General features: G+C 62.2%; 23 protein-coding genes and 1 pseudogene. 10 read left to right on the top strand and 14 right to left on the bottom strand.

Going from position 1 to position 26,575, the window contains the following annotated elements:
* Positions 1-10: 10 nt before the first annotated feature.
* Positions 11-835, top strand: coding sequence for an SDR family oxidoreductase (locus tag FJ988_RS19580; protein WP_140819979.1), 825 nt, complete (start codon positions 11-13; stop codon positions 833-835).
* A 9-nt stretch (positions 836-844) separates the two neighbouring features.
* Here the strand turns inward: FJ988_RS19580 and FJ988_RS19575 are convergent, their stop codons facing one another.
* From FJ988_RS19575 to FJ988_RS19560, 5 genes are all read right to left on the bottom strand, one after another.
* Positions 845-1,567 (bottom strand): GntR family transcriptional regulator, encoded by a 723-nt coding sequence (locus FJ988_RS19575; RefSeq protein WP_140819978.1) that lies wholly within the window; start codon positions 1,565-1,567, stop codon positions 845-847.
* A 216-nt stretch (positions 1,568-1,783) separates the two neighbouring features.
* Complete coding sequence (locus tag FJ988_RS19570) at positions 1,784-3,352, bottom strand: ABC transporter substrate-binding protein (protein WP_140820056.1); 1,569 nt, start codon at positions 3,350-3,352, stop codon at positions 1,784-1,786.
* A gap of 50 nt (positions 3,353-3,402) precedes the next feature.
* Positions 3,403-3,531, bottom strand: coding sequence for a hypothetical protein (locus FJ988_RS31395; protein ID WP_281407750.1), 129 nt, complete (start codon positions 3,529-3,531; stop codon positions 3,403-3,405).
* Positions 3,532-4,032, bottom strand: a complete 501-nt coding sequence (locus FJ988_RS19565; protein WP_246688602.1) for a RidA family protein — start codon at positions 4,030-4,032, stop codon at positions 3,532-3,534. It lies immediately after the preceding gene.
* Between the two features lie 8 nt (positions 4,033-4,040).
* Complete coding sequence (locus FJ988_RS19560) at positions 4,041-4,832, bottom strand: HpcH/HpaI aldolase/citrate lyase family protein (protein ID WP_140819976.1); 792 nt, start codon at positions 4,830-4,832, stop codon at positions 4,041-4,043.
* 158 nt (positions 4,833-4,990) lie between these two features.
* On the opposite strand from FJ988_RS19560, the gene FJ988_RS19555 reads away from it, so the two are divergent.
* Together FJ988_RS19555 and lhgO are read left to right on the top strand one after the other, a co-directional pair.
* Entirely contained in the window at positions 4,991-5,869 is an 879-nt protein-coding gene (locus tag FJ988_RS19555; protein ID WP_140819975.1) for an SMP-30/gluconolactonase/LRE family protein, read from the top strand.
* A 50-nt stretch (positions 5,870-5,919) separates the two neighbouring features.
* On the top strand, positions 5,920-7,125 hold the full coding sequence (lhgO, locus tag FJ988_RS19550) for an L-2-hydroxyglutarate oxidase (protein WP_140819974.1): 1,206 nt from the start codon (positions 5,920-5,922) through the stop codon (positions 7,123-7,125).
* Positions 7,126-7,133: 8 nt separating this feature from the next.
* Here lhgO and FJ988_RS19545 read toward each other — a convergent pair whose 3' ends face one another.
* Together FJ988_RS19545 and FJ988_RS19540 are read right to left on the bottom strand one after the other, a co-directional pair.
* On the bottom strand, positions 7,134-8,285 hold the full coding sequence (locus tag FJ988_RS19545) for a GNAT family N-acetyltransferase (protein WP_181183602.1): 1,152 nt from the start codon (positions 8,283-8,285) through the stop codon (positions 7,134-7,136).
* 137 nt (positions 8,286-8,422) lie between these two features.
* A complete protein-coding gene (locus FJ988_RS19540) occupies positions 8,423-9,976 on the bottom strand; it encodes an ABC transporter substrate-binding protein (RefSeq protein WP_181183610.1) in 1,554 nt (517 codons plus the stop codon).
* Between the two features lie 338 nt (positions 9,977-10,314).
* Between FJ988_RS19540 and FJ988_RS19535 the strand changes: the two genes are divergently transcribed.
* The gene (locus FJ988_RS19535; protein WP_210242779.1) at positions 10,315-11,754 is read left to right on the top strand and encodes an NAD-dependent succinate-semialdehyde dehydrogenase; all 1,440 of its coding nucleotides are present in this window, start codon (positions 10,315-10,317) and stop codon (positions 11,752-11,754) included.
* A 21-nt stretch (positions 11,755-11,775) separates the two neighbouring features.
* Here the strand turns inward: FJ988_RS19535 and FJ988_RS19530 are convergent, their stop codons facing one another.
* Positions 11,776-12,591 (bottom strand): IclR family transcriptional regulator, encoded by an 816-nt coding sequence (locus FJ988_RS19530; RefSeq protein ID WP_181183601.1) that lies wholly within the window; start codon positions 12,589-12,591, stop codon positions 11,776-11,778.
* A 122-nt stretch (positions 12,592-12,713) separates the two neighbouring features.
* Between FJ988_RS19530 and FJ988_RS19525 the strand changes: the two genes are divergently transcribed.
* Genes FJ988_RS19525 through FJ988_RS19510 form a run of 4 tightly spaced genes read left to right on the top strand, consistent with a single transcriptional unit; the run spans position 12,714 to position 16,618 of the window.
* Complete coding sequence (locus FJ988_RS19525; RefSeq protein WP_140819969.1) at positions 12,714-13,727, top strand: ABC transporter permease; 1,014 nt, start codon at positions 12,714-12,716, stop codon at positions 13,725-13,727.
* Positions 13,728-13,783: 56 nt separating this feature from the next.
* On the top strand, positions 13,784-14,569 hold the full coding sequence (locus FJ988_RS19520; RefSeq protein WP_140820055.1) for an ABC transporter permease: 786 nt from the start codon (positions 13,784-13,786) through the stop codon (positions 14,567-14,569).
* Positions 14,570-14,574: 5 nt separating this feature from the next.
* A complete protein-coding gene (locus FJ988_RS19515) occupies positions 14,575-15,609 on the top strand; it encodes an ABC transporter ATP-binding protein (protein WP_348644483.1) in 1,035 nt (344 codons plus the stop codon).
* A 4-nt stretch (positions 15,610-15,613) separates the two neighbouring features.
* On the top strand, positions 15,614-16,618 hold the full coding sequence (locus FJ988_RS19510; protein WP_140819968.1) for an ABC transporter ATP-binding protein: 1,005 nt from the start codon (positions 15,614-15,616) through the stop codon (positions 16,616-16,618).
* A 249-nt stretch (positions 16,619-16,867) separates the two neighbouring features.
* Here FJ988_RS19510 and tnpA read toward each other — a convergent pair.
* The 3 genes and pseudogenes from tnpA to FJ988_RS19495 all read right to left on the bottom strand — a co-directional run.
* A pseudogene (gene tnpA / locus FJ988_RS19505) lies at positions 16,868-17,269 on the bottom strand (IS200/IS605 family transposase); the annotation flags it as partial.
* 105 nt (positions 17,270-17,374) lie between these two features.
* A complete protein-coding gene (locus FJ988_RS19500; protein ID WP_246688598.1) occupies positions 17,375-18,187 on the bottom strand; it encodes an SDR family NAD(P)-dependent oxidoreductase in 813 nt (270 codons plus the stop codon).
* Positions 18,172-19,845 (bottom strand): thiamine pyrophosphate-binding protein, encoded by a 1,674-nt coding sequence (locus tag FJ988_RS19495; RefSeq protein WP_140819967.1) that lies wholly within the window; start codon positions 19,843-19,845, stop codon positions 18,172-18,174. Before FJ988_RS19495 ends, FJ988_RS19500 begins: the two co-directional genes overlap by 16 nt.
* 283 nt (positions 19,846-20,128) lie before the next feature.
* On the opposite strand from FJ988_RS19495, the gene FJ988_RS19490 reads away from it, so the two are divergent.
* Together FJ988_RS19490 and FJ988_RS19485 are read left to right on the top strand one after the other, a co-directional pair.
* Positions 20,129-21,412, top strand: coding sequence for an aspartate aminotransferase family protein (locus tag FJ988_RS19490; protein ID WP_140819966.1), 1,284 nt, complete (start codon positions 20,129-20,131; stop codon positions 21,410-21,412).
* A gap of 1 nt (position 21,413) precedes the next feature.
* Positions 21,414-22,448, top strand: a complete 1,035-nt coding sequence (locus FJ988_RS19485) for a phosphotransferase enzyme family protein (RefSeq protein WP_140819965.1) — start codon at positions 21,414-21,416, stop codon at positions 22,446-22,448.
* A gap of 115 nt (positions 22,449-22,563) precedes the next feature.
* Here the strand turns inward: FJ988_RS19485 and FJ988_RS19480 are convergent, their stop codons facing one another.
* The 3 genes from FJ988_RS19480 to FJ988_RS19470 form a co-directional block, all read right to left on the bottom strand.
* Positions 22,564-22,974 (bottom strand): DoxX family protein, encoded by a 411-nt coding sequence (locus tag FJ988_RS19480; RefSeq protein ID WP_140820052.1) that lies wholly within the window; start codon positions 22,972-22,974, stop codon positions 22,564-22,566.
* Positions 22,975-23,067: 93 nt separating this feature from the next.
* Positions 23,068-24,387, bottom strand: a complete 1,320-nt coding sequence (locus FJ988_RS19475; protein WP_246688597.1) for a cytochrome c — start codon at positions 24,385-24,387, stop codon at positions 23,068-23,070.
* Entirely contained in the window at positions 24,384-26,507 is a 2,124-nt protein-coding gene (locus FJ988_RS19470) for a molybdopterin cofactor-binding domain-containing protein (protein WP_348644331.1), read from the bottom strand. Before FJ988_RS19470 ends, FJ988_RS19475 begins: the two co-directional genes overlap by 4 nt.
* Between the last annotated feature and the right edge of the window lie 68 nt (positions 26,508-26,575).

Below are 26,575 nucleotides of genomic sequence, written 5' to 3'. Positions count from 1 at the left end.
TACGGCGAAAATGGCGCGCAAGACGAAATCCAAGATCATGCTAATCACCGGTGCCGCGAGCGGGATCGGGGCTGCCACCGCGCGTTTGGCGGTGGAGGCTGGACATAAGGTGGTTATTGCCGACATCAATGAGGCGGGAGCGCTGGACGTCGCCACCTCGATCGGCCCGAACGCTTCGGCGCAGCGCCTCGATATCTGCTCGCAAGACGATTGGCGGATCGCTCTCGATCGTATCTGGGACGCCCACGGCCGCCTTGACGTGCTGATCAACAACGCAGCGATCGTCCACACGGGCTTCGCCGCCGATGTTTCAGTGGAACGGCACCGGCATACCATGGAGACGAACTTCATGGGCGCTGCAACGGGAATGCTGGCCGCCCTAGCTCGTTTCAAGAAACAAGGCTCGGGACACCTCGTGACCATAGCCAGTATGAATGCGTTCCTGCCCTTCCCGGGCATCGCAAGTTATGCCGCCGCCAAACACGCCTTGCGCGCCTTCCACCATGCGGTTGCGATTGAGGAGCGACAAAGCCCTGTAGACTTCACCATCGTATACCCAACGGCCACCGAAACCCCCATGCTTGCGAAGGAGGCAGGGGACGACGCCATGGCGTTGGCCTTCGCTGGCAACCCGGTGACGCCGGAGCTGGTCGCCGGCGTGATACTGGATGCCATCGCCAAGAAAGCGCTTGAGGCCTACATCCCGCCCGAGCGGGCAAAATTCGTGCGCGCTATCGGTGTCAAGCCCAAAAGCCTCAGGCAGATGTATGAACGCAACGAGATCATAGGTGCCGAAAAACTGAAGGCGCGACGAACAGCGACCAGGCCAGACTGACCGGACCTGTCATTCTGGCTTCCTGCGCCGCTTGCCCTTGCGCTCTTCAGCCAGGCGAAGTTGCTCGAGGATCCTATAGGAACCTTCACGCATGTCTCGCACCACCAGCTCGCCGACCTCCGAGGGCGACCGCCGGACAAGGGCGTCTATGATCAGCAAATGGGGGTGCACATCGGACGACGCCTGGCGGATATTGGGATATTGATTGTTCACGAAGGGTCCGGCCAAGAGCCAGAGATTCTCGATAACCCTGACCAGCACGTCATTTTTGGAAGCGCGGTAGATCGTGAAGTGGAACTCCTGGTTCGCGGAGAGCGCGGCCTTCCAATGTTCCGAGGCTTCCGAATCGACGAAGGCCGCGTGCAGGCGACGCAACCGCCGCACATCGTCATCACCTATATTGACCGTGCTTAGCTCCGCGGCGAGCCGCTCCAAGGGGGCGCGGGTTTCGCGGATGTCGATGTATTTCGGGATGGACAAGACGGGCACGCGCGGCTGGTAGCCGAGCGGCAGTTCCAGGGCGCCCTCGCGCACCAACTGGATGATCGCCTCACGAACCGGCGTGGGGGAAGTTTTGTAGCCTGCCGCGAGCTTGCGGATGTTGAGGCGCCCGCCAGGCTCGTATTCCCCGGTCATGAGGGCAAGCCGGAGCCGCGCATAGATCCGCTCAGACAGGCTGTTGCGATTGAGACCCGGGTCCTCTTCAGCCGCCTCGAAGCTGTCGGCCTTCATGACGAATGTCCCGCTCTGGAATGGCCCATGCCGCAATACGACTCCAATTCCTTTTCACCAACGGTAGACCATCGACGACGAAAACGGAATCGCCCGTATGCATATGATAACCCCGCTCCAACGCGACGGGCCACCGCTACCGTCGGTGGCCCAGGCCGGAGCGGCGTCACCAGCCGGCGACGAAACCGCAGGATGGGTTCGTCGCCGGCAGCCATATCATTTGCCGAAACTCAACTCGCGCAGCGGCAAGAACTCGTTGATTGAGTAGCGCACGCCCACCACATTGCTTCGGTAGACCAGGATGTTGTCGGGGTTGACCAAGGGTACGATCACGCGATCGTTGATCATCTCCTGCCCGACCTGCCTGAAGAGATCGCCCTGCTTGGCCTCCGGTGCGGCCAGCGCCTGGGTGAGAAGCTCTTCCTCCTTGGGATTCATCACGCCCTCGACCTTGTCGGCGCCCGAACGCTTGGACCAGCGGGTGCCCTTGATCATGCCGAACGTCTTCACGAACTGGCCGGAACCGTAATAGTCCGGTGCGTAGTAGGAGGCCGTGAAGGGCGTGCCATCGCCGCGCACGACATCGAGCCATACTTCAAAGGTCATCGGCTCCAGCTTCAGGCGGACATTGCCCTTGGCGAGATCGAGCTGAAGCTTCTGCATGAGGGTCGACATGTCGACGCCATAGTAGTTCTGGTTGGGGAACTTGGCCTCGAGATCGAACCCGTCTTTAAGCCCGGCTTGCTCAAGCAGCGCCTTGGCCTTGTCCACATCCTGCTTCGGTTGCGGCAGACCGTCGGTTCCGGGGAACCCGTTTGGAATTGGCGAGGCCTGGAGTCTTCCGGCTCCGGCCACTGCGAAGTCGACAAGGCCGTCATAGTCTACCAGCAGCGAGATCGCTTCGCGCACCGGCTTGGTCAAAGGCACCGTATTGCCCTTGGCGCCGGGGCTGATCGCCATGTAGATGAAATTGTAGGACGGCGCCTTGTCCACCTTGATATCCGGCGATTGCATGGTGAGCGCCGTGTCGGGTGAGATCTGCATAGCGATGTCGGCGTCGCCGTTCTGGATCATCTGGGACTGGGCGATCGAGTCCTTGACCTGCCGCATCACCACCTCATCGATCTTGGCGGGATCGCCCCAATACTTCTCGTTGCGTTTGAAGCGCAGCACGTCATTGGGGCTATAGGCCTCAAGGACGAACGGACCGCTGCCGGCCGAATTCGCCAGGAACCAGGGTTCGGCGGTGTCGGTGTTGGCCGCTTCCTTTGTCGCGCGTGCCCCGTTGCGTTCGGCCACGACGCTGTTGATGATCGCCGCATTCGGTCCCATCACCTTGCCGATGAACTCGGCGTCGGGCTGGCTCAGCGTGATCGAGATGGTGTGCGCATCCGGGGTGTCGATGGTCTTGATCGTGTCAAGCAGCCAGGACATTCCGCCCTGGGCATTTGCCAGGCGGTTCCATGACCAGACCACATCCTTGGCCTCGACGGGCGAGCCGTCCGAGAAGACCGCCTTCGGGTTGAGCTTGAAGGTGAATTTTGTGTTGTTGTCACTGGCTTGCCAGCTCTCGGCCAGCCCCGCGACGACGGAGCGGCCGTCAGGGCCGAGACGGACGAGCGTCTCATACACGGCGCTCAAATAGATCAGGCACGTGTCGCAGGCAGCCCGTGACGGGTCCAGCGAATTGATCGCCAGATTGCGGGCGATCACAAGTGGCTTGCCCTGCGCGGCGGCGAAGTCTGTCGGCATGGTCGCAGGGACGGCCATGAGCGTGGCCAGCATGGCGGCACGCCAGGACCGAATGAGGTTCTTTTCAAGTGAGTTTGTCATAATTACTCCCATTGGTATTTCTTGAACGCGCGCTCACATTTTTCTGCATGGGCGGCCAGCGCGCGCGGCCGCCTTGTTCCTCTTGCAGGCTGGGCTTGTTCCAGCCGCGCGATCATGCCCATTGCGGCCATTCAGCCCGCCTCCTTGACCGCGATGATCATCTCGATCTCCACCGTGATCTGACGCGGCAGGGAGCCGGCGCCGATCGCGGAGCGCGCATGGGCTCCGCGGATGGGACCGAAGACATCCAGCAAAAGGTCCGAGCAGCCATTGATCACCCGCGGATGGTCCTCAAAACCCGGCACGGCGTTGACGAAGCCAAGAACCTTGATGACGCGTTCGATGCAATCGAGGGAACCCAGGGCCTCCTTTGCGACCGACAGCAGGTTGATGGCCGTCTGGCGGGCGTGCTGATAAGCCTCCTCACCGGTGACGTCGCGGCCGACGGTTCCGCGGCGGGCCGTCCCCTGCCCGTCGACCGGCCCTTGGCCCGACAGATAGAGGAGTTGTCCGTGGCGAATGGCGGGAACGAAGTTTGCCACGGGCCGGCGCGGCGGCGGCAAGGCAATGCCAAGCAGCCGCAGTTGATCGTCTGGTCTCGGATCGGAATGAAGCCTGGTGATCGGTGCCATCGCAGTTGTCATGCCCCTTTCAGCGCGCCGCCACTCGCCGCAGCGCTATGGGCTATCGCCAAAGCGTCGCGCGCGGCCCTGAGCAGGAGGGAGGCGTCGCTGCCGATCGTGACCAGACGGAAACCCATCTCGGCCATGCGACCTGCATAGGCTGGCCCAATAGTGTGGATGCCGGCCACCTGTCCCCTCCTGGCGGTCTCACGGACTATGGTGGCATAGATGGCGAGCGTGGCGTCGTCTTCGAGGTCGAATTTCGGCTCCATGCCCCTCGACAGGGCCAGATCGCTTGGCCCGACATAGACGCCGCTCACGCCAGGCACATCGAGGATTGACTCCAGATTGCTGACCGCCTCGGCCGTCTCGATCATCGGCAACACCAGCACGCGGTCGTTGGCGAGGCCCTGGTAGGGCGTGGACTCGCCATAGGCGGCCGCCCGGTTTGGTCCGTTGGAGCGCGCACCGCGCGGTGGGTAGAGGCAAGCCCGGGCAAAGGCGCTGGCATCGTCCGGGGTATTGACCATTGGGCAGATGATCCCCCAGGCACCGGCATCGAGGGCCTTGCCGACCATGCCTGGTTCGTTCGTTGCGACCCGCACCAGCGGTGTCACAGGGAATGCCGCTACTGCCTGCAGGCAGTGGACCATGCCCTGATAGTCCTGCACACCGTGCTGTAGATCGATCGTGACGCTGTCCCAACCCGCCCTGGCCATCACTTCGGCTGAGTAGCCGTTAGCGATGGACAGCCAGCCGTTGAAGCAGACATCCCCGGCGAGCAGCCGCGTCCTGAGCGCGTTTTCCATATGCCGACTCCCGTCGCCGAAATCTTCTTTGCCCCATTTTGATGTATCATATTGCAAAAATAGGCAAGAGCGTATTTTATGCAGCCGAACACAGGTTTGAGATTTTGAACCGGCCAAGGCTCCCGAAAGGATGCTGTTGGCCGCCTACCGGAGGATTCATGCCCGCTGACCCAACCATCCATTTCGCCAAATGCATCGATTTCGAGATGCGGCTTGGGGAGAGTCCGGTCTGGGACGTAGACAGGCAACGGCTCTGGTTCGTCGACATCCTCGCGCCCGCCGTCTACGCGTTCGACCCGCTATCGCGCGAGACCAATAGCTATCCCATGCCGACACCGGTCGGCAGCATCGCAATCGCGGACCGGGGACGTCTTGTGGTTGCCCTGCGCACAGGCGTCCATCTTTTCGATCCAGCCTCGGGCGTGCTCGAGTTTCTGGTCCACCCCGAGCCTGACATCTCCGTCAACCGCCTCAATGACGGCAAGGTCGGGCCAGACGGCTGTTTTTGGGTCGGCAGCATGCATGACGCACTGCCACGGGCACCTTCGGGGGCGCTCTACCGTGTGACGCCGGAGGGCCGCTGCACCAAAATCATCGATGGCCTTTTTGTCTCGAACGGGCTGGCCTGGAGTCCCGATGGCAAGACCATGTACCACGCTGATTCTCGCGCGGCCTATGTGCGCGCTTATGATTTCGATCGCGAGGGCCGGATCTCGAATGGCCGCTCACTGGCGACGTTCGCCGAGAGCGATGGGCTTCCCGACGGGGCCGCCGTCGATGTCGAAGGCAATTACTGGACGGCCGGCGTCACGGCCGGCGTTTTGTCCAAGCTCTCTCCCGACGGCCAGCGCCTTGACATTATCCGCCTGCCGGTCCGAGCCCCGACAATGCCATGCTTCGGCGGACGGGACTTGAAGACCATGTTCATCACCTCGCTCGCCACCGACAGGGGAGGATCGCACCAGCCCGGCACCCTGGTATCGGCCGAGTTAAAGGTGACTGGCCTTGCGACCCCGGTGTTCGGGGCAGTCACCTGAGTTGCCGGACGGCGATGCAACACCACAAAGAATCCGAGGACTGAGACGACATGGCAGAATACGACGTGGCAGTTGTTGGCGGCGGCATCGTCGGCGTGGCGACTGGGCGGCGCCTAGCCCAACGCTACCCGCACCTCTCCATCGCGCTCCTCGAAAAGGAGGATGGGCTCGCACGCCACCAGACCGGCCGCAACAGCGGCGTCATCCACGCCGGAATCTACTATAAGCCCGGGAGCCTTAAAGCCCGTTTCTGCAAGGCCGGCGTCGAGGCGACCACGCGCTTCTGCACCGATCACGGCATACCTTTCGAGCAATGCGGCAAGATGATTGTCGCGACCGAGCCCGAGGATCTGCCCCGCCTGTCCGGCCTTTACCAGCGTGGTCTGGAAAACGGCATGGACATCGAGCGCATCGATGCGGCCGAATTGTCACGACGCGAGCCGCACATAACCGGGCGCGGCGCCATCTTCGTAAGGACGACCGGGATTGTCGATTACGGGTTTGTTGCGCGTAAGATGGGTGACGACCTTGTGGCAAGGGGCGGCGATGTCCTGACAGGTGGGGCCGTGACGGCGGTCCGCGAGGATGCCGCCGGCGTGACGATGGAGGTCGGCGGCCGCAGTGTCAGGGCTCGTCATGCCATCTTTTGCGCGGGGATCATGGCCGACCGGATGGCCAAGCTGTGCGGGTTGGAACTGGACTTTCAGCTGGTGCCATTCCGCGGCGAGTATTATCGGCTTCGATCTGCAAGGAACGGCATCGTCAACCACCTGATCTATCCGGTGCCGGATCCTGCGCTCCCCTTCCTCGGCGTCCACCTGACACGCATGATCGGCGGCTTCGTTACGGTCGGCCCGAACGCCGTGCTCGCATTCGGGCGCGAGAGTTACCGTTTCGGCGACGTCAACCTTGGCGACATGTGCGAATATCTGGGCTATGGCGGCTTCCGCAAGCTGGCTCGCAATCACATGCGGCTCGGTCTCTCGGAACTTCACAACTCGCTGAGCAAGCGCCGGTATCTGGCGCTTTGCAGGCGTTACTGCCCGGAATTGACCCTCGCAGACTTTGAGCCCCATCCCTCCGGCATCCGCGCCCAGGCGGTCATGGCCGACGGTTCGATCGAACATGACTTCATCATCCGCGGGACCTCGCGCAGCATCCATGTTTGCAACGCACCCTCGCCTGCGGCAACTTCGGCGATCCCCATTGCCGATCACGTCGTGCAGACCGCTGCCAGCCAGTTCGGGTGGCAATGACCGGACATTCAAAACAAGGTGCCGCCATGCGGCAAGACCGGGCTGCCCATCAGTCGATCGAGTCTTGCCACCGCCGACCGGTCACCGACCTCAAGACGTCCGGCCTCCGCGAGCTGCCACCAGCGTGTGCCGCCGAGATATGCGGCCGACACCGAGCCAATGTCGGCCACAATGTCGGGCGTGCCTGTTGCGCGTTCGATACCTTCGGCCGTGAACCGCAGCTTGACCGTATTCTCGGGCAGCAAGCGGTCGACAATTTGAAGCACCACCGGATCGGCGCCGGCGCCTTCCCAGGAACTGGCGGCGAAGGCCGCCTCCGCGTCCACCAGACGAAGCCAGGTCTCGTCGCGGATGGCACTCACCCGCATGCTGCGACCGTCCTCCAGGACAAGGGGAAGGACGTCGTCGAGAGGGCGGGTCGGCAGAACAATGCGATGGGCGATGTCGAGATCAAGCAGAAATCCGACCAACGCGACATAGGCGCGGGCATCGTGGGCGACGAGGTCGTCGACGATCACCACCCGGTCCTTGCTTTCAAACCAGTCGCCGCCGCTGGCCGCGTGGTAGCGGACATAGCCACTATCGCCCCTGGCATCGCCGCAGATCGCCACATAGGCACGCGTTGGGCCGATCGCGACGCGCGCAAGGCTGGCGCGCCACCAGATCGCACCGCGCGACACCGCGCCGACCCGCGGGCCAGCCTGGCCTTCGAAGATCTGCCGCAGCCGCTCCCAGCATTGATCGGCCGCTTCGACGCTGACGATCGCTGCCGCTTCGAGGCCAGGTCGCAGCCTCGCTTCCGACCGGACCAGGTCGACATCCATGACCCTGGTGGCGACGCCGTAACCGAAATTGCCATAGATGCGGCCTTCCGTGGCCCGCAGCGTGGCCACTGGCTCGCCCGCCATGCGCGCCTGCCTAAGCTGGGCGGCCAGCATCGCCTTGGCGATGCCACGGCGCCGGTGGCTCGGCAACACGCCAACATGGGTGACGGCCGCCTGCGGCAGCCAAAAGCCGCCCGGCACCCGGATCGCCGATGCATGCGAATTCGTCGTGCCAACCAGTTCGCCGCGATCGAATGCGCCGAAAGCACGCGCTGGCTCGAAGAGCCGGCCGAGCACCCCCTCATCCACGACGTGGAGAGCGGGCAGGCCGACCATCGCCGAGCGAAAGACATGCGCCGCAGCCGTCAGTTCCTCGGGAGCGTTGAGGACGCGGATTTCGGGGAAAGCGACCGGGGACGTCGAGGTCCCCGGTCCTGGAAGCTTAGGTGAGGTCATCGCTTATGTGCCGAGAGCTACCGGCTGAGGTCGGCCAGCGACAACATCGCCGACGTGCTGTAGTGCACCCCCTTGATGTCGGGATTGTAGGTCAGGATCAGATCCGGACTCACCAGGGTCAGGATGATGCGGTCGTCGATCATTTCCTGCCCGGCCTGGTGCCAGAGCTTCTCGGCGTCGTCGCCGGACGCCGCAAGCGCCTTCTTGTAGAGATCGGCGATCCGCGGATTGAGGATGGACGGATCACGGCTGGCGCCGGCACGCTTGGACCAATTCGTTCCCGGGATCATGGCGAAATAGTCGAGATACTGCGAAGTGCCGAAATAGTCTGGCGCGTAGTAGACTGCGGTCAGCGGAATGCCGTCGCCGTTGACGCGTTCGCGCCAGTTCGAGAATTGCATGGGCTCCAGCGTCACCTTGATGCCGATCTTGGCAAGGTCTTGTTGCACCTTCTGCATGAGCAGCGAGAGGTCGACGCCATAGACGTTGAGCGCAGGAAATGCGGCCGCGAGCTCGAAACCGTCAGGATAACCTGCCTTGGCCAACAGTGCCTTCGCCTTCTCGACGTCGGTGGGCTGGTCGGCAAAGCCGCGGCTGCCGGGGAAGCCGAGCGGGATTGGCGTGCTGATCAGGCGACCTTGCCCGCCAAGGGTCAGATCGAGGATTCCCTTGCGGTCGAGGGCCAGCGAGATCGCTTCGCGCACCTCGGGCGTCAGCGGCACCTTGTTGGCCTTGGCGCCGGGCGACAACGCAACGTAGATGAAGTTGAAGGAAGGGGCGGTCTCGACCTTGACGTTGCTGCCCTGCAGCTGTTTAGCGGTTTCAGGATCGATCTGCATGGCAATATCGGCCGTACCGTTCTGCAACATCTGTGCCTGGCTGACCGCGTCCTTGACGGCCCGGATGATGACCTCCTTCAGCGCGGCCGGTTTGCCCCAGTAACCCTCATTGCGCTTCAGCCGCAGCTCAACATTGGGTTCGTAGCCATCGAGAACGAAGGGGCCGCTGCCGGCCGAGTGCGCCAGGAACCAGGCCTCGCTGGTGTCGGCCGTCGGCGCCGTCTCGTCGGATTTGGCGCCATGCTGCATCGCAAGCTTGCTGTTGACGACATTCATGAACGAGCTTGCGGTGATGTTGATGAACTCCGAATTCGGCGACTTGGTCGTCACCACCAGGGTCTTCGGATCAGGGGTCTCGAGCTTGGCGACGCTGCCCATGAAGAAGGCTGCGCTGCCTTTCATGTTCTTGAGCCGCTCCCACGACCATTTCACGTCGTTGGACTCGACCGGCGAACCGTCGGCGAATTTGGCTTTGGGGTCGATCGTGAAGGTGAATTTGGTCTGGTCGGGGCTGATCTCCCATTTGGAAGCCAGCACAGGGACGACCTTGTTGTCCTTGTCCAGCGTGACAAGCGACTGATAGACAGCGCTGTTGTAGATCATGCACGAGTCGCAAAACGCCCTTTGCGGGTCGAGCGACGGGAAGTCGAGATCCCTTGCCACGACAAGAGGCTTGTCGTCGGCGGCAAACGCAGGTCCACGACCCGTCGCCGCCATGGCGGCGATCAGCATCAGGCCCGCTGCACCCATTCGTCTATATCGACTGCTGCTCATGATTTTCTCCCATTGTTCCCGGTTGCATTGCTGTTTGCACCTGTGAGCGCGGGAGGAAGGGCACGAACCTATCCGCCCGCCGCCAGCCTCATGTCCCGGCGCGGTTTGATCAGACTTCTGGCAAGTTCACGGGAAATCTGGAATTTAATTCCATGTCCCATTGAACCGGACACTAAGCCGTGCCAACATGAATTTGCAACAGAAATTTTGTGCTCGTTTGCGGGCGCTGAAGCGGCGATCCAACCCGGGTCGTCCGCAGCAAAATCTTGTGAAAGATCGCTTGGAAGAGGTGTATGATGGACTATCCTGACGTGCTGCTTTACATCGATGGAAGCTGGGGTCCGTCGCGGGCCGGACGGTTCCTGCCGGTCGTCAATCCGGCGACGGAGGCCGTCATTGGCAAGGTGGCGCAAGCAGGCGCGACCGATCTCGATGCCGCGTTGGCCGCGGCGCAAAAGGGTTTCGCCACATGGTTGGCGGTATCCGCCTTCGAACGTTGCAAGATCATGCGCAAGGCAGCCGATATTTTCCGCCAGCGCGCCGAAGCGGCCGCGCGGTTGCTGTCGCTGGAGCAGGGCAAGCCCCTGGCTGAGGCGCGCGCCGAGGCGCTTGCCGCCGCGGACCTGATCGAGTGGTTTGCCGAGGAGGGCCGGCGCGCTTATGGGCGCGTCATCCCGCCCAGGCTTGGCAATGTCATGCAGTTCACCGTCAAGGAGCCTGTCGGTCCAGTCGCCGCGTTCACGCCATGGAACTTCCCGATCAACCAGGTGGTTCGCAAAGTGTCCGCCGCGCTCGCGGCTGGTTGCTCGATTATTCTGAAAGGACCCGAAGAGACGCCGGCCTCGCCCGCAAGCCTCGTGGCCGCCTTCGCCGAGGCCGGCATCCCGGACGGCGTTGTCAACCTGGTTTACGGCGTACCGGCCGAGATTTCGTCCTATCTCATCCCCAACGAGATCATCCGCAAGATCTCCTTCACTGGCTCAACACCTGTCGGCAAGCAGCTTGCCAGCCTGGCTGGGCTGCACATGAAGCGCGCAACGATGGAGCTCGGCGGTCACGCCCCCGTCATCGTTCTGCCTGACGCCGATCTGGCTAAAGCCGCCAAGACGATGGCCTTTTTCAAGTACAGGAATGCCGGCCAGGCGTGCATATCGCCGACGCGTTTCCTCGTCGGCGAGCCTGTCTATGACGAATTCGTTGACCGTTTCGTTGCCGAGGCCCGAGCTCTCAAGGTTGGCGACGGACTGGCCGAGGGGACCACGATGGGCCCGCTCGTCAGCGAGCGTCGCGTCGAGGCCATCGCTTCCTTGGTGCAGGACGCCGTACAGTCAGGCGCGGAACTGGCCACGGGCGGCCGCAGACCCGGAAATGCCGGCTATTTCTTCGAGCCCACCGTGCTCAGCCGGGTCCCGACAACGGCGCGCGCCATGAATGAGGAGCCTTTCGGCCCGGTTGCCCTCATGGCGCCCGTGCAAGATTTAGACGCCGCCATCTCGGAGGCAAACCGCTTGGGGTTTGGGCTGGCCGCCTATGGCTTCACGAGCTCGGCCGCAAGCGCGGGGCGCATGTCGCGCGAAATCCGCGCCGGCATGGTATCGATCAATCATCAGGGGCTGTCATTGCCCGAAGTTCCGTTTGGCGGCATCAACGAATCGGGGCATGGCACCGAGGGCGGCGCGGATGCGCTGGAGCCCTACCACAACACCCGTTTCGTGACGCATCTGCAGGCGAGCTAGATCGTGTCCCGCCCTGCCCCCTCACCTGCCGGCGGGCGCCTGCCCGATCAGGCGCAGCTGCAATTCGCTGGCCAGATCGCGCAGGGCAGGCCCCAGCCTGTCCATGCAGACGGCCCGCGTGGCGATATCGGTTATGCCGCCGCAGGTGATGGACAGCATCGGCGACCCATCGGTCGGCTCGAAGGGCACGCCAACGGCATTGATATAGGGGTACCATTCGCCAAGGGACGCGACGAAGCCGTCGCGGGCAAGCTGTTCCCCTGCCACGGCGACGAGGCTGTTGATGCGGACGGCATTCTCCGGATCGGCGGCGATCAGCTCATCGACGATCAGGCTGCGCGAGGTCTCCGGGCAAGCCGCCAGATAGGCGAGCCCCATGGCGCTCGTCCACATCGGCAGGCGCGAGCCGATGCTCAGCCGCAGCGTCACCGGACTCAGCGAACGGCAGCTGGCCAGGTAAAGCATTTCCATGCCCTGGCGTTCGCCCATGGCAACCGTGAGGTTGGTCTGGTTGGCAAGCTCCTGCATCAGCGGTTTGGCGATCGCGATTACCGGATTGGCGCTGAGGCCGGAATAGCCAAGTGCAATGGTGGCCGCGCCGATGCTGTAGCGGCCGAGCACCTGATCATAGGTCAGGTAACCCAGGCCGACGAGCGCAAAGGTCAGCCGCGAGATCGTGGCTTTCGGCAACCCTGTGCGTTCGATCAGCTCCTGGTTGCCAAGGGTGCGGTCGGCCGGCGTGAACGCGGCAAGGATGTCAAGCCCACGGGCAAGGGCCGTCGGATAGAGCGTTGCCTCGTCGGCCTCGTCTCCGCTCGTCTTGGTGCGCTTCTTCACGGCCAACCCTCCAATAGCATACATGTGGAATTTAATTCCACATACGTTGACGCGACCCGAGGGACACGTCAATGACCTCAACGCGTCGCCTTGCATTTCGTCGATGACAAAGGTTCTCTCCCATGTCGCACTATATATTCCGGCGCCTCGTCGCAATGCCGTTCTTGGTGCTGGGCATCGTCACCATGGCCTTCTTCCTGACCACGGTGACCAAAGGTGACCCGCTGACCGCGCTCGTCTCGGAGCAACAGCTGAACAACCCCGAGGTCGTCGCGGCGGCCCGCCAGCGCTGGGGCTTGGATAAGAGCCTGCCTGAGCGTTACGTCACCTATGTCAGCAACCTGCTGCATGGCGACATGGGAACATCCTTCGTCACCAAACGACCCGTGCTGACCGACATTGCCGCGCGCCTGCCCGCCACGCTTGAGCTGGTCATCGCCGCTATGCTCGTTGGCACGACAAGTGGCATCGTGCTTGGCCTTCTGGCCGCCTATTATCGCGACAGCGCCGTCGACCAGATAGCCCGGGTGTTCGCGCTGCTTGGATCCTCGCTTCCCGTCTTCTGGATCGGGCTTGCGCTTCTCTTCCTGCTCTCTGTCCATTTTCAGATCCTGCCCGGGCCGGGACGGATCGATCCACGCATGACGCCGCCGCCGCCGATTACCGGCCTGATGACCGTCGATACCCTTTTGGCTGGCGACATCGACGGGTTCCGCAGCGCCGTCTCGCATCTGGTCCTGCCCTCGCTCGTCCTTGGCTGGGCGGTCGCCGGAACGATTTCCAGGCTTGTGCGCGCCAACATGCTTGACGTGATGGCCAAGGAGTTCATCCTGACGGCCAGGGCCAAGGGTGCTGGCGAACTGCGGGTCGTTTTCCGCCACGCCTTCCGCAACATCCTGGTGCCGGTCCTGACGCTGATCAGCTATTCCTTCGCTTACCTGATCACCGGCGCAGTCCTGACCGAAGCCGTTTTCACCTGGCCGGGCATGGGCTCCTACGCCGTGCAGGCCGCCCGTTCGCTGGATTTCCCTGCCATTATCGGCGTCACAATCGTCGGCGGGATGATGTTCCTGGTCACGAATCTTTTGACGGACATTGCCTATGTCATCGCAAACCCGCGCGTGAGGCTGACGTGATCGCCACTGCCCGCCTCTACCTTCGCAAGCCTTTCGCCGGCACACTCGCCTCGCCGATGCTTCTGTTCGGGGTCGCTGTCATCCTGTTTTGGATCGTTGTGACGCTGTTTGCCGACCATATCGCTCCCTACGAGCCGTTCGAGATGGTCGCGCGGCGCCTCCAACCACCCTCATGGCAACATTGGTTCGGGACCGACGCGCTCGGCCGGGATGTCCTGTCGCGCACCCTGCATGGCGCCCGGCATTCGCTGCCGATCGCGCTGGTCGTGGTGATCTTCTCCGTTGTCCTGGGCTCGGCTGCCGGCGCGATCGCAGGTTACCGCGACGGTTTGGTTGGGTCGGCAATCATGCGACTGGTCGACGTCACCCTTTCCTTCCCGCCGATGCTGCTCGCCATGGCGGTCGCGGCCTCGCTAGGGCCTGGCCTTGGCAATGCCGCTCTCGCCATGATCGCCGTCTGGTGGCCCGTCTATGCTCGTCTGATGCGTGCACAGGTCCTGGAGGTCAGAGAGCGCGAGCATGTCGAGGCAGCGATCGCCGGCGGTGCCGGGAATGCGAGGATCCTGCTCAAGCACATCTTGCCCTTGTGCTGGACGCCCATCCTGATCAGCGCCACCATGGACCTTGGTCAGGTCATACTGCTCGCTGCTTCCCTGAGCTTTATCGGGCTCGGCGCCACGCCGCCCACCCCGGAATGGGGCTCCATGATCTCGGACGGCGCCGCCTTCTTCTACAATTGGTGGATAGCTTTCGGACCTGGCCTGGCCATTGTCAGCGTGGTTTTGGGCTTCAACTTCATCGGCGACGGCGTTCGCGACTATTTCGACCCGAGATCCCGGTGACAGACATGATGCAGTTCTCTTCGCCCGCCAGCCATCCGCCTTTGCTGCGTGTTCGTGACTTGCGCGTCGGCTTTCGCAAGCACGGCCAAGTCTTGGAAGCCGTGCGCGGCATTGACCTTGACATCGCCCGCGGCGAGGTCCTCGGCATCGTTGGCGAATCCGGTTCGGGCAAGTCGATCGGAATGCTGGCCGCACTGGGTCTTGCTCCCCCCAACGCCGTCGTCTCTGGCTCAGTCCAATATCTGGGCGAGGAGCTGCTCACCAAGCCGAGGCGGGAGATGCGCCGCATCCGCGGCGCCAAGATCGCGATGATCTTCCAGGACCCGCTGTCTTCGCTTAACCCGACAATGCGCGTCGGTGACCAGATCATCGAGGCGCTGCGCCTGCATCAGCCGCAGATGAACGCCCGGCAAGCGACCCAGCGCGCGCTGGAGCTGCTCGAGCTCGTCTCGATACCCCAGCCTGACCGCCGGTTGCGGCAGTTCCCGCACGAATTTTCGGGCGGCATGCGTCAGCGCGTCATGATCGCCATGGCTGTCGCCAACGGACCGGACCTTCTGATCGCTGATGAGCCGACGACCGCGCTCGACGTCACGGTGCAATCCCAGATCATGCGCATGCTGCGCGAACTCCAGGCTAAACTGGGGCTTGGGCTCGTCCTGATCACCCATGATCTCGGCGTGCTGGCTGGTCACGCCAACCGTGTGGCAGTCGTCTATTCCGGCCAGGTCGTCGAGCAGGCCGACGTGTTCGACCTGTTCCAGAATCCACGCCATCCCTACACACGGGGCCTGATCGCATCGATCCCCAAGCTGACGGAGTCCGGTGGACGGCTGTACTCCATCGCCGGGTCCCCACCTGCGCTTGGACGATTTCCACCAGGCTGTGCTTTTCATCCGCGTTGCGAGCGCGCCGGCGATATCTGCCAACAGCTTGCGCCGCCTAAAACGACGATTGGGGGGTCCGGCCATGTCTCGGCATGTCATTTCGCCAACGCCCTTCCCGAATGGGACAGCGCCGAAGCACGGGTGAAGGAATAGCGTCATGAAGCAACCTGACAGACAGCGCGGCGCTGACGGGGATGTCGTCCTCGACGTTCGCGACTTGAGGAAGATCTTTCCTGTCATGGCCGGGATGATCCTGCGACGCGAGGTCGCCCAGGTAAAGGCCGTCGACGGCGTGTCCTTCGAGCTGCGCCATGGCGAGACTTTGGGGCTGGTTGGCGAGTCGGGCTGTGGCAAGTCCACGCTCGGCAAGGCCGTCTTGCGACTGACAGAACCCTCGTCCGGTGAGGTCCGTTATCGGGGGTCCGATATCCTGTCGCTGCCGGCGCCCGAAATGCGCAGGATGCGCCAGCACCTGCAATTCGTGTTCCAGGATCCTTACTCCTCGCTGCATCCGCGCATGTCTGTCGAGGACATCATCGCCGAGCCGTTGCGAATCCTCGACATGCCGAAGGCCGAGCGCAGGGATCGCGCCCGCGCAATTCTTGGCCAGGTCCAGCTCACGCCAGAGCACGGCAAACGCTTTCCCCACGAACTCTCAGGCGGCCAAAGACAGCGTGTGGTCATCGCCCGCGCGCTGGTGGTGGAGCCTGATGCCCTTGTTCTCGACGAGCCGGTCTCGGCGCTCGACGTGTCCGTCCAGGCGGGCGTCCTCAACCTTTTGCAAGACCTGCAGCAGCGGCTTGGCATTGCATACTTGTTCATTGCCCATGACCTTTCGGTCGTGCGGCACATCTCCAAGAATGTGGCGGTCATGTATCTGGGCAGGATTATCGAGATTGCCGATGCGGCGACACTCTACCGGCATCCCCGTCACCCCTACACGACCGCGCTTCTGTCGGCGGTGCCGATCGCCGATCCCGTGGCTGAGCGAGGCCGGGAGCATATCGTGCTCAAGGGGGAGATCCCAAGTCCGCTATCGCCGCCTTCGGGCTGCGCCTTTCGTACACGTTGTCCGAAGGCTCAAGCGATCTGCGCCTCGGTCAAGCCAGACCTCGCAGAAACAGGCGACGGCGGACGCGTCGCCTGTCATTTCCCGGATTGACCTGCGCCGGACTGGGCGTGGCCACGGCAAGCTTCGGCGCATGGCGCGCCCAACGTTGCGCCAGCGGCTCAAAAGCAATTCCAGGAAAAGTGTGTTCGTCTCTGCGCCAGGAGGTCGTGGACGCAGAGAGATGAAGCTTTGTCGTCCCTTGAAGGGTTGGACTGTGAATGCTCCACCGCCTAAAGGCGGTGGCTTCAGGTTACGGCTCAAAGCCGGATCGGTCCGCCAATGGGCGGACGGGGTGCTCGCTCACGTCACGTTGAAGTTGTCGTCGGGCTCCGGCGGCGTCTGGTTCTTGATATATTCCATCCACATCTCGTCCGTGACGTTGCCGCTCGTGGCAACCCAATAGCCCCTTGCCCACAGATGCTGACCCCAGTAGCGCCTGCGCAATATCGCGAACTCGCCCAGCAGCTTGTGCGAACTGCGCCCTTTTAGGTGCTGCACGGCGCGTGACACCGACAGGCTCGGCGGTATCGACACCAGCACATGCACGTGGTCACGGTTGATCGACCCGGCGTGAATGATCATCTCGTGTGCCATTGCCGTCTCGCGCAATAGCTCCCGGCAGCGGTTGCCCGCGTCGCCGCCAAGCACCGCGTAGGGGTAATTCGTCACCCACACCAGATGATGTTTGCAGTCCCAGGCTGTGTGGCTGCCGCGCTTCTACGCTTCCATCCAGCCAATCTACACTGGAAGCGCCGCAATCCCAGGCCGCCTAAAGGCGTGGGGTTTACAGATCCCCTATCGGGGACTTTAAAGCGTGAGCCCGCCATCGATGACAATGGTCTGGCCGGTGATCATCGGCGCCGCGAAGCCGAGATAGATGACGGTTTCGGCGATGTCTTCAGGAGAACAGCGCCGGCGCAACGGCGTCGCCTCGATGGAGGCGCGCCTTTGCTCGTCGGTCCAGCGTATGTCCCAGGTGCTGTCGACTGCTCCGGGTGCCACAGCGTTGATGCGAATGGCCGGGGCCAGTCCCTGGGCAAGATGCCTTGTCAGCGTCATGACGCCGGCCTTGCTCGCCGCATAGGCCATGCTTGATCCGCGCGATGTGAACGCCGACACGGATGCAAGGTTTACGACCGCGCCACCGGATTGACGCAGCAGCGGCGCCGCGGCGCGTGTGGCCCGGAAGAGGCCGACAAGATTGGTCTCCAGCACAGTCGACCACAAGGCGTCGGTAATGTCGTCGAGCGCTGTGGCCGGAATCGAGGACTTCGCACCAGGCGTGCCGGCGTTGTTGACGAGCAGATCCAGGCCCCCGAACTCCTCGGCGACCGACTGCAAGAGGTCGGCCTCACCGCCCTGACCGATCGCGGCTGGAAACCCAACTACGTCATATCCCTCGGCCACCAGGCTGGCGACTTCATCGGGACCGCGGGGATCATCGGGAAGATGGTTCAACGCGACTTTGCAGCCACTCGCCGCAAGGCGCCGCACCGTCGCCAGGCCGATCCCCGACGCGCTTCCCGTCACCAACGCGCATTTGCCTGTCAGATCGTAATTGGGCGCCATGTCAAAACTCCATTTCAAATCTTTTTCGGCGGCGTTCAGGCAGGCTTCCACGGCGAGGGCGTGCGTGGCCCGATGTCCGTGACGACGTCCAAGACGACGGGCGCCTTGAGCGCAATCGCCTCGCGCAGCGCACCGGCAATGTCGGCCGCCTTCTCCACGCGGATGCCGCGGACGCCAAAGCTCTCGGCAACGCGAGCGAAATCGAGCGGCCCGAACTGGTAGAGTTCTTCCGGCTTGCCCGGTGTCTGGCCCTGGATGGCGCGGATGCTGCTCAGCGATTGACCGAAGCCACTGTTGTTGTTCACCACGACCACCACCGCGATGTCGTTGCGCCGCGCCGTCTCCAACTCGGCAAGGTGATAGTAGAAACCGCCGTCGCCGGTTAAGCAGATCACCGGCCTGTCGCCGGCTGCGCATTTGGCACCCATCGCGGCCGGGAACGACCAGCCGAGCGACCCGGCTGCACGCAGATAGGTCTGTCCGGCACCATTGAGTTCGATGCAGGTGCAGGACCAGATCGAGGAATACCCCGTATCGGCGACGAGGATGCCGTTCGCCGGCAGCGCTTCCCCGATCTCGTGGCACAGACGCTCGACACGGATCGCCGGGATGTCCTCGGCGACGAGACGCGCAAGATCGGCACGCCATTGCTGCATCAGGCCGGCTGCCCAGTCGCTATAGGCGCTGTCACGATCGGGATTGCCGGTCAGGCCAATCAACGCCTCGAGGGCAAGTTTCGGGTCGCCGCAAATGCCGCTGGTGTTGGCATAGTTGCGGCCAATCTCCACAGGATCGGCGTCCAGTTGTACAATGCGGACTTCGGCGCCCGGCACCTGCCAGTCCAACGTCACCTGATCGCCCGCCCGGCACCCGACGAAGAGGACGACGTCGGCGGCATGGACGACTTGGTTGGCCGGAGCGGCGGAATAGTTGCCGACGGTGCCAACCGCCAGGCGATGGCGCGTGGGCACGATGCCACGGGCGCCGAGCGAAGTCGCAATCGGTGCCGCCAGCCGCTCGGCCAGCGTCAACAATTGCGAACCCGCTTGCGAAAGCGTTGCCCCCGACCCCGCGACAATGGCGAGACGCTTTGCCCCAAGCAGGATTTCGGCCGCGGTTGCAAGTTCAGTCTCATTCGCGAGCGCGCGATGCACTGGCCCGGCCCCGAGCGGCACAGCCCAGTCAGTTGCGTCGCCGACGAGGCCCCGTTCGAGACGATCGCCGGTCAGACCGTCAATATCCAGATGCGTCGGACCCGGTGTTGCCGTGAGCGCGACACGCCAGGCATGCGCCAACATGCGCGGCAGTTCGCGCGGGTCATCAACGTCGCCAGAGAACTTGCTGACAGAGGAAAACAGCGGCGCATGCTTCACCTCCTGATAGGCGTTACGGTCCCTGTAGGAAAGCGGCTTGCGCCCTGTGAGCGCTATCACCGGACTCTGCGCCAGGAACGCGTCCTGCAAACCCGCCGCCAGATTGGCGGCACCCACCGATTGCGCCATGCAGATGCCTGGCAGGCCGCGGATCCGGGCATAGCCGTCGGCCATATAGGCAGCCGCCTTCTCGGTGTGAGCGAGGACGCGTTTGACGCCGACCTGTTCGAGCTCGACCAGGGTGCGCCGCAGGATCGCATCGACAAAGAAGACATGGTCGATGCCTTGTCGGCCGAGTGTGCGTGCTAGCCATTCACCGGCAGTGACTGACGACATTCCTGAACTCCAGAATCTTGTGGAAGACGATTGACGTGGCGATGCGCAGCCCAGCCGTCTGCGCTCGGCGGCAAGACCGTTCGTCCCGCCCCGCTTCACCCCCGAAGGCCGCTCAAAAAGGAGCCGCCACCGAACGCAGATTTCTGTTGCAAGCCCAAGCTGCCATAGCTTAAGGTGCGCATCAACAAAAAAATGAAATTAAATTCCATCCTGTATTTCGACAGAGATTGCCGGTCCTGAAATTGTCGTTTCGGGGTGCAGTCGGGTGAGGCGAGGACTTGAGATGACGACGACTGAACCCGACCTCCTGGCACGCCGGGAGCGGCTGCTGGGACCCAACACTCCGCTGTTCTACACTGACCCGGTGCATATAGTGCGTGGTGAGGGCGTCTGGCTCTGGGACGCCGACGGGCGGCGCTACCTGGACTGCTACAACAACGTCGCCCACGTCGGTCACTGCCACCCGGCGGTCGTCGAGGCTATGATGCGGCAGGCCGCGATGTTGAACACGCACACGCGCTACTTACACGAGGGCATCCTCGACTATGTCGAGAAACTGACGGCGACCTTCGACGCCTCTCTGGCGACGGCGATCTTGACCTGTACAGCGAGCGAGGCGAACGACATCGCTTTGCGGATGGCGCAGGTGGTTACGGGCCGTTCCGGTGTTATCGCGACAGCGCACACCTACCACGGCAACACCGCTGCGGTTTCCCAACTGACTGCACAGACCGAACCGATAGGAGGCCGTGGCGGACATGTCCGCTTCATACCGGCCCCCGATAGTTACCGGCCGCTGGGGGAGATGGACGGGATTCCCTTCGAGGAAGCATTCGCCCGCGCTGTCGAAGCCGCGATTGCGGACCTGATCGCCACCGGGCACGGGATCTCGGCGCTGATCATCGATCCCTTCTTCTCAAATGAAGGCTTTCCGGACCTCCCTCACGGCTTCCTGACCAAGGCGATCCGGGCCGTTCGGGAGGCCGGCGGGATCGTGATTGCGGACGAAGTGCAGCCGGGCTTCGGACGAACCGGGCGCATGTGGGGGCATGAACTTGCTGGCTTTGTCCCCGACATCGTGACGCTTGGCAAGCCCATGGGCAATGGTCATCCGGTCGGCGGTGTGGTCACCACGAGGGATATATTAAGCGCTTTCCGCAAGAAGGTCCGCTATTTCAACACTTTCGGTGGGAACCCGGTCTCCTGCGCGGCCGCGAGCGCGGTGCTTGACGTCATCGAGCGGGAGAGGCTGATCGAGAATGCGGCGCGAGTGGGAACCTATGCGAACCGCCGGCTGCAGGATCTCGCCGGTCGCCATAGCCTGATCGGCGACGTCAGAGGAACCGGGCTCTTCTTTGGCTGCGAGCTCGTAACTGACCGCCCCAGCCGGGCGCCAGCACCTGACCTCGCGACCAAAATCGTGGATGGCCTGCGCGAAGAGGGCGTGCTGATCGGCCGGCTGGGCATTCATGGGAACGTCACCAAGATGAGGCCGCCAATGCCCTTCTCGATCGAAAACGCTGATCTCCTTATAGACATTCTCGACCGGGTGCTGGGGCGGGTCTGAGATGGTGTCTGACATCCCACCCGACGTACACGCGACGTTGAGCCGCCGCGCAGCCGAGGCATTGACTCATTGGGGTACAGACACTGGTCCCGCGACGTTTCACACCTACCGCGAGAATGCAGTCTTACGGGTGATGGTTGAAGGCCAGCAGGCGGCGCTGCGACTGCACCGACCCGGCTATCACGATGCCGAGGCTCTGGTCTCGGAATTGTCCTGGATGGGGTATCTGCGCGCCAACGGATTGTTGGTTCCCGATCCCGTCCGGACGCCCGACGGCCGTCTGCTTGTGACGCTGGCAGGCGATGGCGGGTTTGTGCAGCACGCCGACCTCCTGACCTGGGTAGAAGGAGAACCGCTCGGGCGATCCGGCCAGCCGCTGGAGCGCCCTGCGCAAGGCCTTGAAGACGTCTTCCGTGGCATCGGCGTCACCCTTGCGCGCCTGCACGCTTTGTCCGACCGTTGGACCCTGCCCTTGGGTTTTCAACGCCCCGACCTCGGCCCGGAGGGCATCTTGGGCGAGAGGCCAGTGTGGGGACGTTTCTGGGACAGTCCGCTGCTGTCAGACGACCAGCGCCGCAGGCTGAGCGAGATTCGCACAGAGCTTCGCCAGATCATCGCAAATGTGATGCCGAGCGACTTCGGATTGATCCATGCGGACCTGGTGCGAGAGAATATCCTTCTCGCTGGCTCGGACGTCGCCTTCATCGACTTCGACGACTGCGCATTCGGGTGGCGGCTCTACGATCTCGCCATCGTGCTGGCCAATAATCGTGATGAGCCGCACTATGGTCTGATCCAGATCGCCTTGCTCGAAGGCTATCGCAGCCTGCGACCACTTTCTGCACAGGACGAGGCACTACTTCCGGTGTTTATCCTGATGCGCTACCTGTCCTATGTCAGCTGGATTTCCGATCGTCCCGAAATTCCCGGCGCGGTCGCGCGCCTCCAAAGATACCTTGCCTCAAGCTTCAGACAAGCACGCGATTTCGGCATGGGACCAGCTGTTCCAGAGGCGCGCAATGTCGACTGGCCTTGATGGATTGCATGGCTCACAACCGCGTAGCTATTCCAGAAGTTGTCTCTGACTTCCGACGAGGCAAAGACAGTTGGCTCCGCGTTGGAGCGCGGACGCACCTTTAGCTTTGAGTGGGCTAGTGGGGGAGTATTATTGAGGATGGCACCAACACGAACGCGCCGTCGCCAAGCAAGGCCAAGGCGAAGAGGGTAGCAGCCCAAAACGCGGGAAATTCCCAGCCCCCGTTTTGATTGGTGAATAGCCATCCATTCTTACCATGGACTGTTAGAATAGTCCCCAAAATCAAGGGTACAAGCAGCAACGCTGCGATGCGCGGAGCTATGCCGAGGAAAAGTGCGGCAGCACCCGCCAGTTCCATCGCGATCGTCACAGGAGCAAGCCAGCTCGGCAACCCGATCGAACGGAAAAAGGCCATGGTTCCAGCAATTGTGAAAACACGCAGCTTAAGCAAGGCGTGTGCTGCAAACAGCGCCGCCAACGCGAGACGCAGAAGAAATATCCCATAGTCCGTAGACATCACATCCATAGCCAATTTCCTTTCCTTAGAGATTTTTGGAGAAATTTCGGGCCGCACAGTAGTTTGCCGAAATTTAGAGGCGCGCATGTCCGCAACTGGCGCCTATTTGCCTTTTCGCAGAGCCGCGACGTCACTCGGAACAACGTTGGCAGCTCCGCTGCCGAAGCGTCCGACGACATAATTGGCTAGCGCAGCCACCTCTGCATCGGAAAAAGACGATGCAAAAGACGGCATCATTGCCCGACCGTCGGCGGCCTTCCACGCCGATCCCGACAGGATGGTCTGGATCACGTTGGTCGCTACACGATCATTGACAGCATGGTCTCCGATCAGGGTTGCAAGTGGAGTTATCGTCCCTACACCAGACGAGTTATGGCAACTGACGCATGATCCCTCAAATAGATGCTGGCCGAGTTCATTGCTGGCATGCGGCTCACTGCTGGCATGCAGTTGGGTCTCGTCATGAGAGTCGACTGCAGGAACGCTGCGCAAGTAAGTCACGAGAGCCTTGATGTCTCCCGGGGTCAGGTGGCGCAGTCCGTTGTCGACGGCCTCGCCCATCGGCCCAGATGCGGTGCCTCGTCCTTCAGCGTGGCCAGTTGATAGAAACTCACTCAGCGTAGCGTCTGACCAGGCGCCAACTCCCGAGTTCGGGTCTGACGAGATATTATAGGCATGCCAACCATCGATAATGGCACCTTGAAATTTGCGCCGATTATCGAGTGCCTGCGCCAAGTTGCGTGGAGTATGGCATTCGCCGCAATGGGCCAGCGCTTCCGCAAGGTAGGCGCCGCGGTTCCACTCTGCGCTTTGGCTGGCGTTGGGTCGGAACCGTTGGTCGGGGTTGAAGAATGTGGACCAGACGCCCATCAGCCAACGTTGATTGAATGGAAAGGCCAAGTCATTCTTTGGCGGCACATGGTGCACCGGTTTCAGGCTGAAGAGATAGGTCTTAATCGCTAGGACATCTTCGCGTGTCATTGCCGTATAGGAGACGTAAGGGAACGCCGGATAAAGACGCTCGCCTTTTTGACCAATGCCCTCGTGCACGGCGCGGACAAACTCGTCATCGGTCCACGCACCTATACCCGTTTCCGGATCGGGCGTGATATTCGCTGAATAGATGGTCCCGAAGGGCAGTTTGAATGCAAACCCGCCGGAAAAAGGCTTGCCACCTGCAACAGTATGGCAAGCTGCGCAGTCCGCTGCACGCGTGAGATACTCGCCGCGCGTGACGATGTCGGCGTTGGCAAGTTCAGGCGGGACGCCTGTCGGTCGTCTGGCTTTATAGGCCGCCAGCTCAACTCGTGGCCCGGGAGCGAAGTCCATCGGGCCGGGGCCCAATACGAGCCAATAGAACAAGCCAAGACCGCACGCTGCACCGGCGGCCGCAAATGCCAAAAGGATCTTGTGGAGTCTCACGTGGATTTCATCGCGAAAAGAGATGGCACAATGGGCAGTTCGCGGAAGCGCATACCGGTTGCTGCGAAGATAGCATTGGCCACCGCCGCCGGCGCGCCTACCGTCCCGGCTTCGCCAATGCCGCCAGGTGGCTCGAAACTGCTAACGAGGTGCACGTCGACCGCTGGCGCTTCATTAATGCGCAGCATGCGGTAATCATTGAAATTGCTCTGCTGAACCCGGCCGTTCTCGAGGGTGATTTCGCCATAGAGCGCGGCTGTTATGCCAAAGATTATACCGCCTTGCGCCTGGGCAATCACCGTATCGGGATTGATGACGATGCCACAGTCGATAGCGCAGGTCACGCGATGCACGCGTGTGAAACCATTGGCGTCGACCTGCACTTCGGCAACCTGCGCCATATAGGTGTTGAATGTGGTCTGGATCGCGACCCCACGGCCAAAGCCAGGGGCCATTGGTTGACCCCAACCGGCCTTGTCGGCGGCCAAGTTTAGCACGTGGTTGAGTCGTGGAATCTTTCCAATAAGTGCCTGCCGATACTCAACAGGATCTCGCTGGGCCTGGTGTGCTAACTCGTCAATGAAACTCTCTATGACAAATACGTTGTGGCCTGCGCCAACCCCACGCCAGAAAGCGGTGGTGATGGCGGGCGGCTCACGACGGACGAATTCGACCATTCGGTTCGGAATCTCGTAAGGAGCGTCAACCGAGCCATCGACTGCATCGGGGTCAAGCCCGTCGGCTCGCAGTTGCCCTGGCGCAAATCGTGCCGCCACCGAAGATCCTGTCACGCGATGGTGCAAGGATATCGGCAGTCCATCGGCACCCAATTTTGCGAAGACGCGATCATAATAATACGGACGATAGCGCTCCTGCTGAATGTCTTCTTCGCGAGTCCATATTACCTTGACTGGGCCGTCGACGTGCCGAGCAATCCGAACGGCTTTTTCGATGCCGTCGACTTCCAACCGCCGACCAAAGCCACCACCAAGGAGTTGATTGTGGATGATGACTTTCTCGATCGGCAAACCGGTTAGTTTTGCTGCTACACCTTGCGCGATGCCAATCACCTGGGTGGCGCCCCAGATCTCGCATTTATCGGACGTGACGCTAACAGTGTAATTCATCGGCTCGAGACTTGCGTGGGCCAAGAACGGAAGCTGATAGACCGCCTCAATCTCCTTTCCGACCGCTGTCTCGATATTTCCTTGTGCCAGTGCGACAATGCCGCTCGACTGTGACGCGACTTCAAGATCATGCACGATATCGGCACTTGAAAGGTTGCCGTGCGGGCCATCGTCCCATGTAATGTCGAGCGCTTCCAAACCGAGTTTGGCCGCCCACATATGATCGCCTACTACAGCAACGAGGTCTTCAAGCACGACCACTTGGCGCACGCCCGGAACAGCCTTGGCGCGGCTATCATCCACCTGCACCACCCTGCCGCCAAATACGGGGCTGGCGGCAAGTGTCGCGACCTTCATATTGGGCACTGAGACGTCAATGCTGAAACGCGCGCGCCCGTTGACCTTGTCCGGAGTATCCAGCCGCTTCAACGCCTTGCCGATCAAACGGAAGTCTTTTGGTTCCTTGAGGGGCACCTCCTTCGCGGGCGGGAGCCTGGCGGCGACATCGACAAGCGCGCCGTAATTGATGCTGCGTCCGGTGGCAAAATGCACCACCGAACCCCTCTGCGCCTTGCAGTCGGACAAATCCGCGTTCCATACCTGGGCAGCAGCCGCGACGAGTTGTGCCCGCGCCGAGGCACCAGCAAGACGGAGTGGCATCCACCACGCCCGCGTCGATGTCGATGCGCCGGTCGCTTGGACGTGCAACAACGGATTTGCGTAAGAGCTCGCGTCCGGCGGCGCCGCTTCGACGCTGACCTGGTCCAGGTCAACCTCCAACTCCTCGGCGATCAACGTGGCAAGACCGGTGTAAATACCCTGTCCCATTTCCACAGAAGGTATGATCAGGTTTACCATACCGTCGGGGCGGATGCGGATAAACGCATTTGGCTCATATGGAACGTTGCCGGCCGTTGCGGCGAGTGCGTCGCCACCTCCGTCGAAACGAAACCCCACAAGCAGGCCTGCGCCGGCCAAAGCGGCCAGCTTCAATGCTGAACGCCGGCTTAAAGCTCCATCTCCAGACCCTACCCCCTTTGCCCTCCAAGGATCCTCGTCCC

It is taken from the genome of Mesorhizobium sp. CU3, from assembly GCF_006442965.1.
GTDB lineage: Bacteria > Pseudomonadota > Alphaproteobacteria > Rhizobiales > Rhizobiaceae > Mesorhizobium.
This window is presented reverse-complemented; position numbering and strand designations above follow the sequence as displayed.

Coding starts and splice junctions, on each gene's coding strand:
- FJ988_RS31395 (WP_281407750.1), bottom strand. CDS start 3,531: ATGGCCGCAATGGGCATGATCGCGCGGCTGGAACAAGCCCAGCCTGCA.
- FJ988_RS19540 (WP_181183610.1), bottom strand. CDS start 9,976: ATGCTGATCGCCGCCATGGCGGCGACGGGTCGTGGACCTGCGTTTGCC.
- FJ988_RS19480 (WP_140820052.1), bottom strand. CDS start 22,974: ATGGATGTGATGTCTACGGACTATGGGATATTTCTTCTGCGTCTCGCG.
- FJ988_RS19485 (WP_140819965.1), top strand. CDS start 21,414: ATGGTGTCTGACATCCCACCCGACGTACACGCGACGTTGAGCCGCCGC.
- FJ988_RS19555 (WP_140819975.1), top strand. CDS start 4,991: ATGCCCGCTGACCCAACCATCCATTTCGCCAAATGCATCGATTTCGAG.
- FJ988_RS19520 (WP_140820055.1), top strand. CDS start 13,784: ATGCTTCTGTTCGGGGTCGCTGTCATCCTGTTTTGGATCGTTGTGACG.
- FJ988_RS19495 (WP_140819967.1), bottom strand. CDS start 19,845: ATGTCGTCAGTCACTGCCGGTGAATGGCTAGCACGCACACTCGGCCGA.
- FJ988_RS19560 (WP_140819976.1), bottom strand. CDS start 4,832: ATGGAAAACGCGCTCAGGACGCGGCTGCTCGCCGGGGATGTCTGCTTC.
- FJ988_RS19515 (WP_348644483.1), top strand. CDS start 14,575: ATGATGCAGTTCTCTTCGCCCGCCAGCCATCCGCCTTTGCTGCGTGTT.
- FJ988_RS19545 (WP_181183602.1), bottom strand. CDS start 8,285: ATGGTCGGCCTGCCCGCTCTCCACGTCGTGGATGAGGGGGTGCTCGGC.
- FJ988_RS19490 (WP_140819966.1), top strand. CDS start 20,129: ATGACGACGACTGAACCCGACCTCCTGGCACGCCGGGAGCGGCTGCTG.
- FJ988_RS19565 (WP_246688602.1), bottom strand. CDS start 4,032: ATGGCACCGATCACCAGGCTTCATTCCGATCCGAGACCAGACGATCAA.
- FJ988_RS19535 (WP_210242779.1), top strand. CDS start 10,315: ATGGACTATCCTGACGTGCTGCTTTACATCGATGGAAGCTGGGGTCCG.
- lhgO (WP_140819974.1), top strand. CDS start 5,920: ATGGCAGAATACGACGTGGCAGTTGTTGGCGGCGGCATCGTCGGCGTG.
- FJ988_RS19575 (WP_140819978.1), bottom strand. CDS start 1,567: ATGAAGGCCGACAGCTTCGAGGCGGCTGAAGAGGACCCGGGTCTCAAT.
- FJ988_RS19525 (WP_140819969.1), top strand. CDS start 12,714: ATGTCGCACTATATATTCCGGCGCCTCGTCGCAATGCCGTTCTTGGTG.
- FJ988_RS19510 (WP_140819968.1), top strand. CDS start 15,614: ATGAAGCAACCTGACAGACAGCGCGGCGCTGACGGGGATGTCGTCCTC.
- FJ988_RS19570 (WP_140820056.1), bottom strand. CDS start 3,352: ATGCTGGCCACGCTCATGGCCGTCCCTGCGACCATGCCGACAGACTTC.
- FJ988_RS19580 (WP_140819979.1), top strand. CDS start 11: ATGGCGCGCAAGACGAAATCCAAGATCATGCTAATCACCGGTGCCGCG.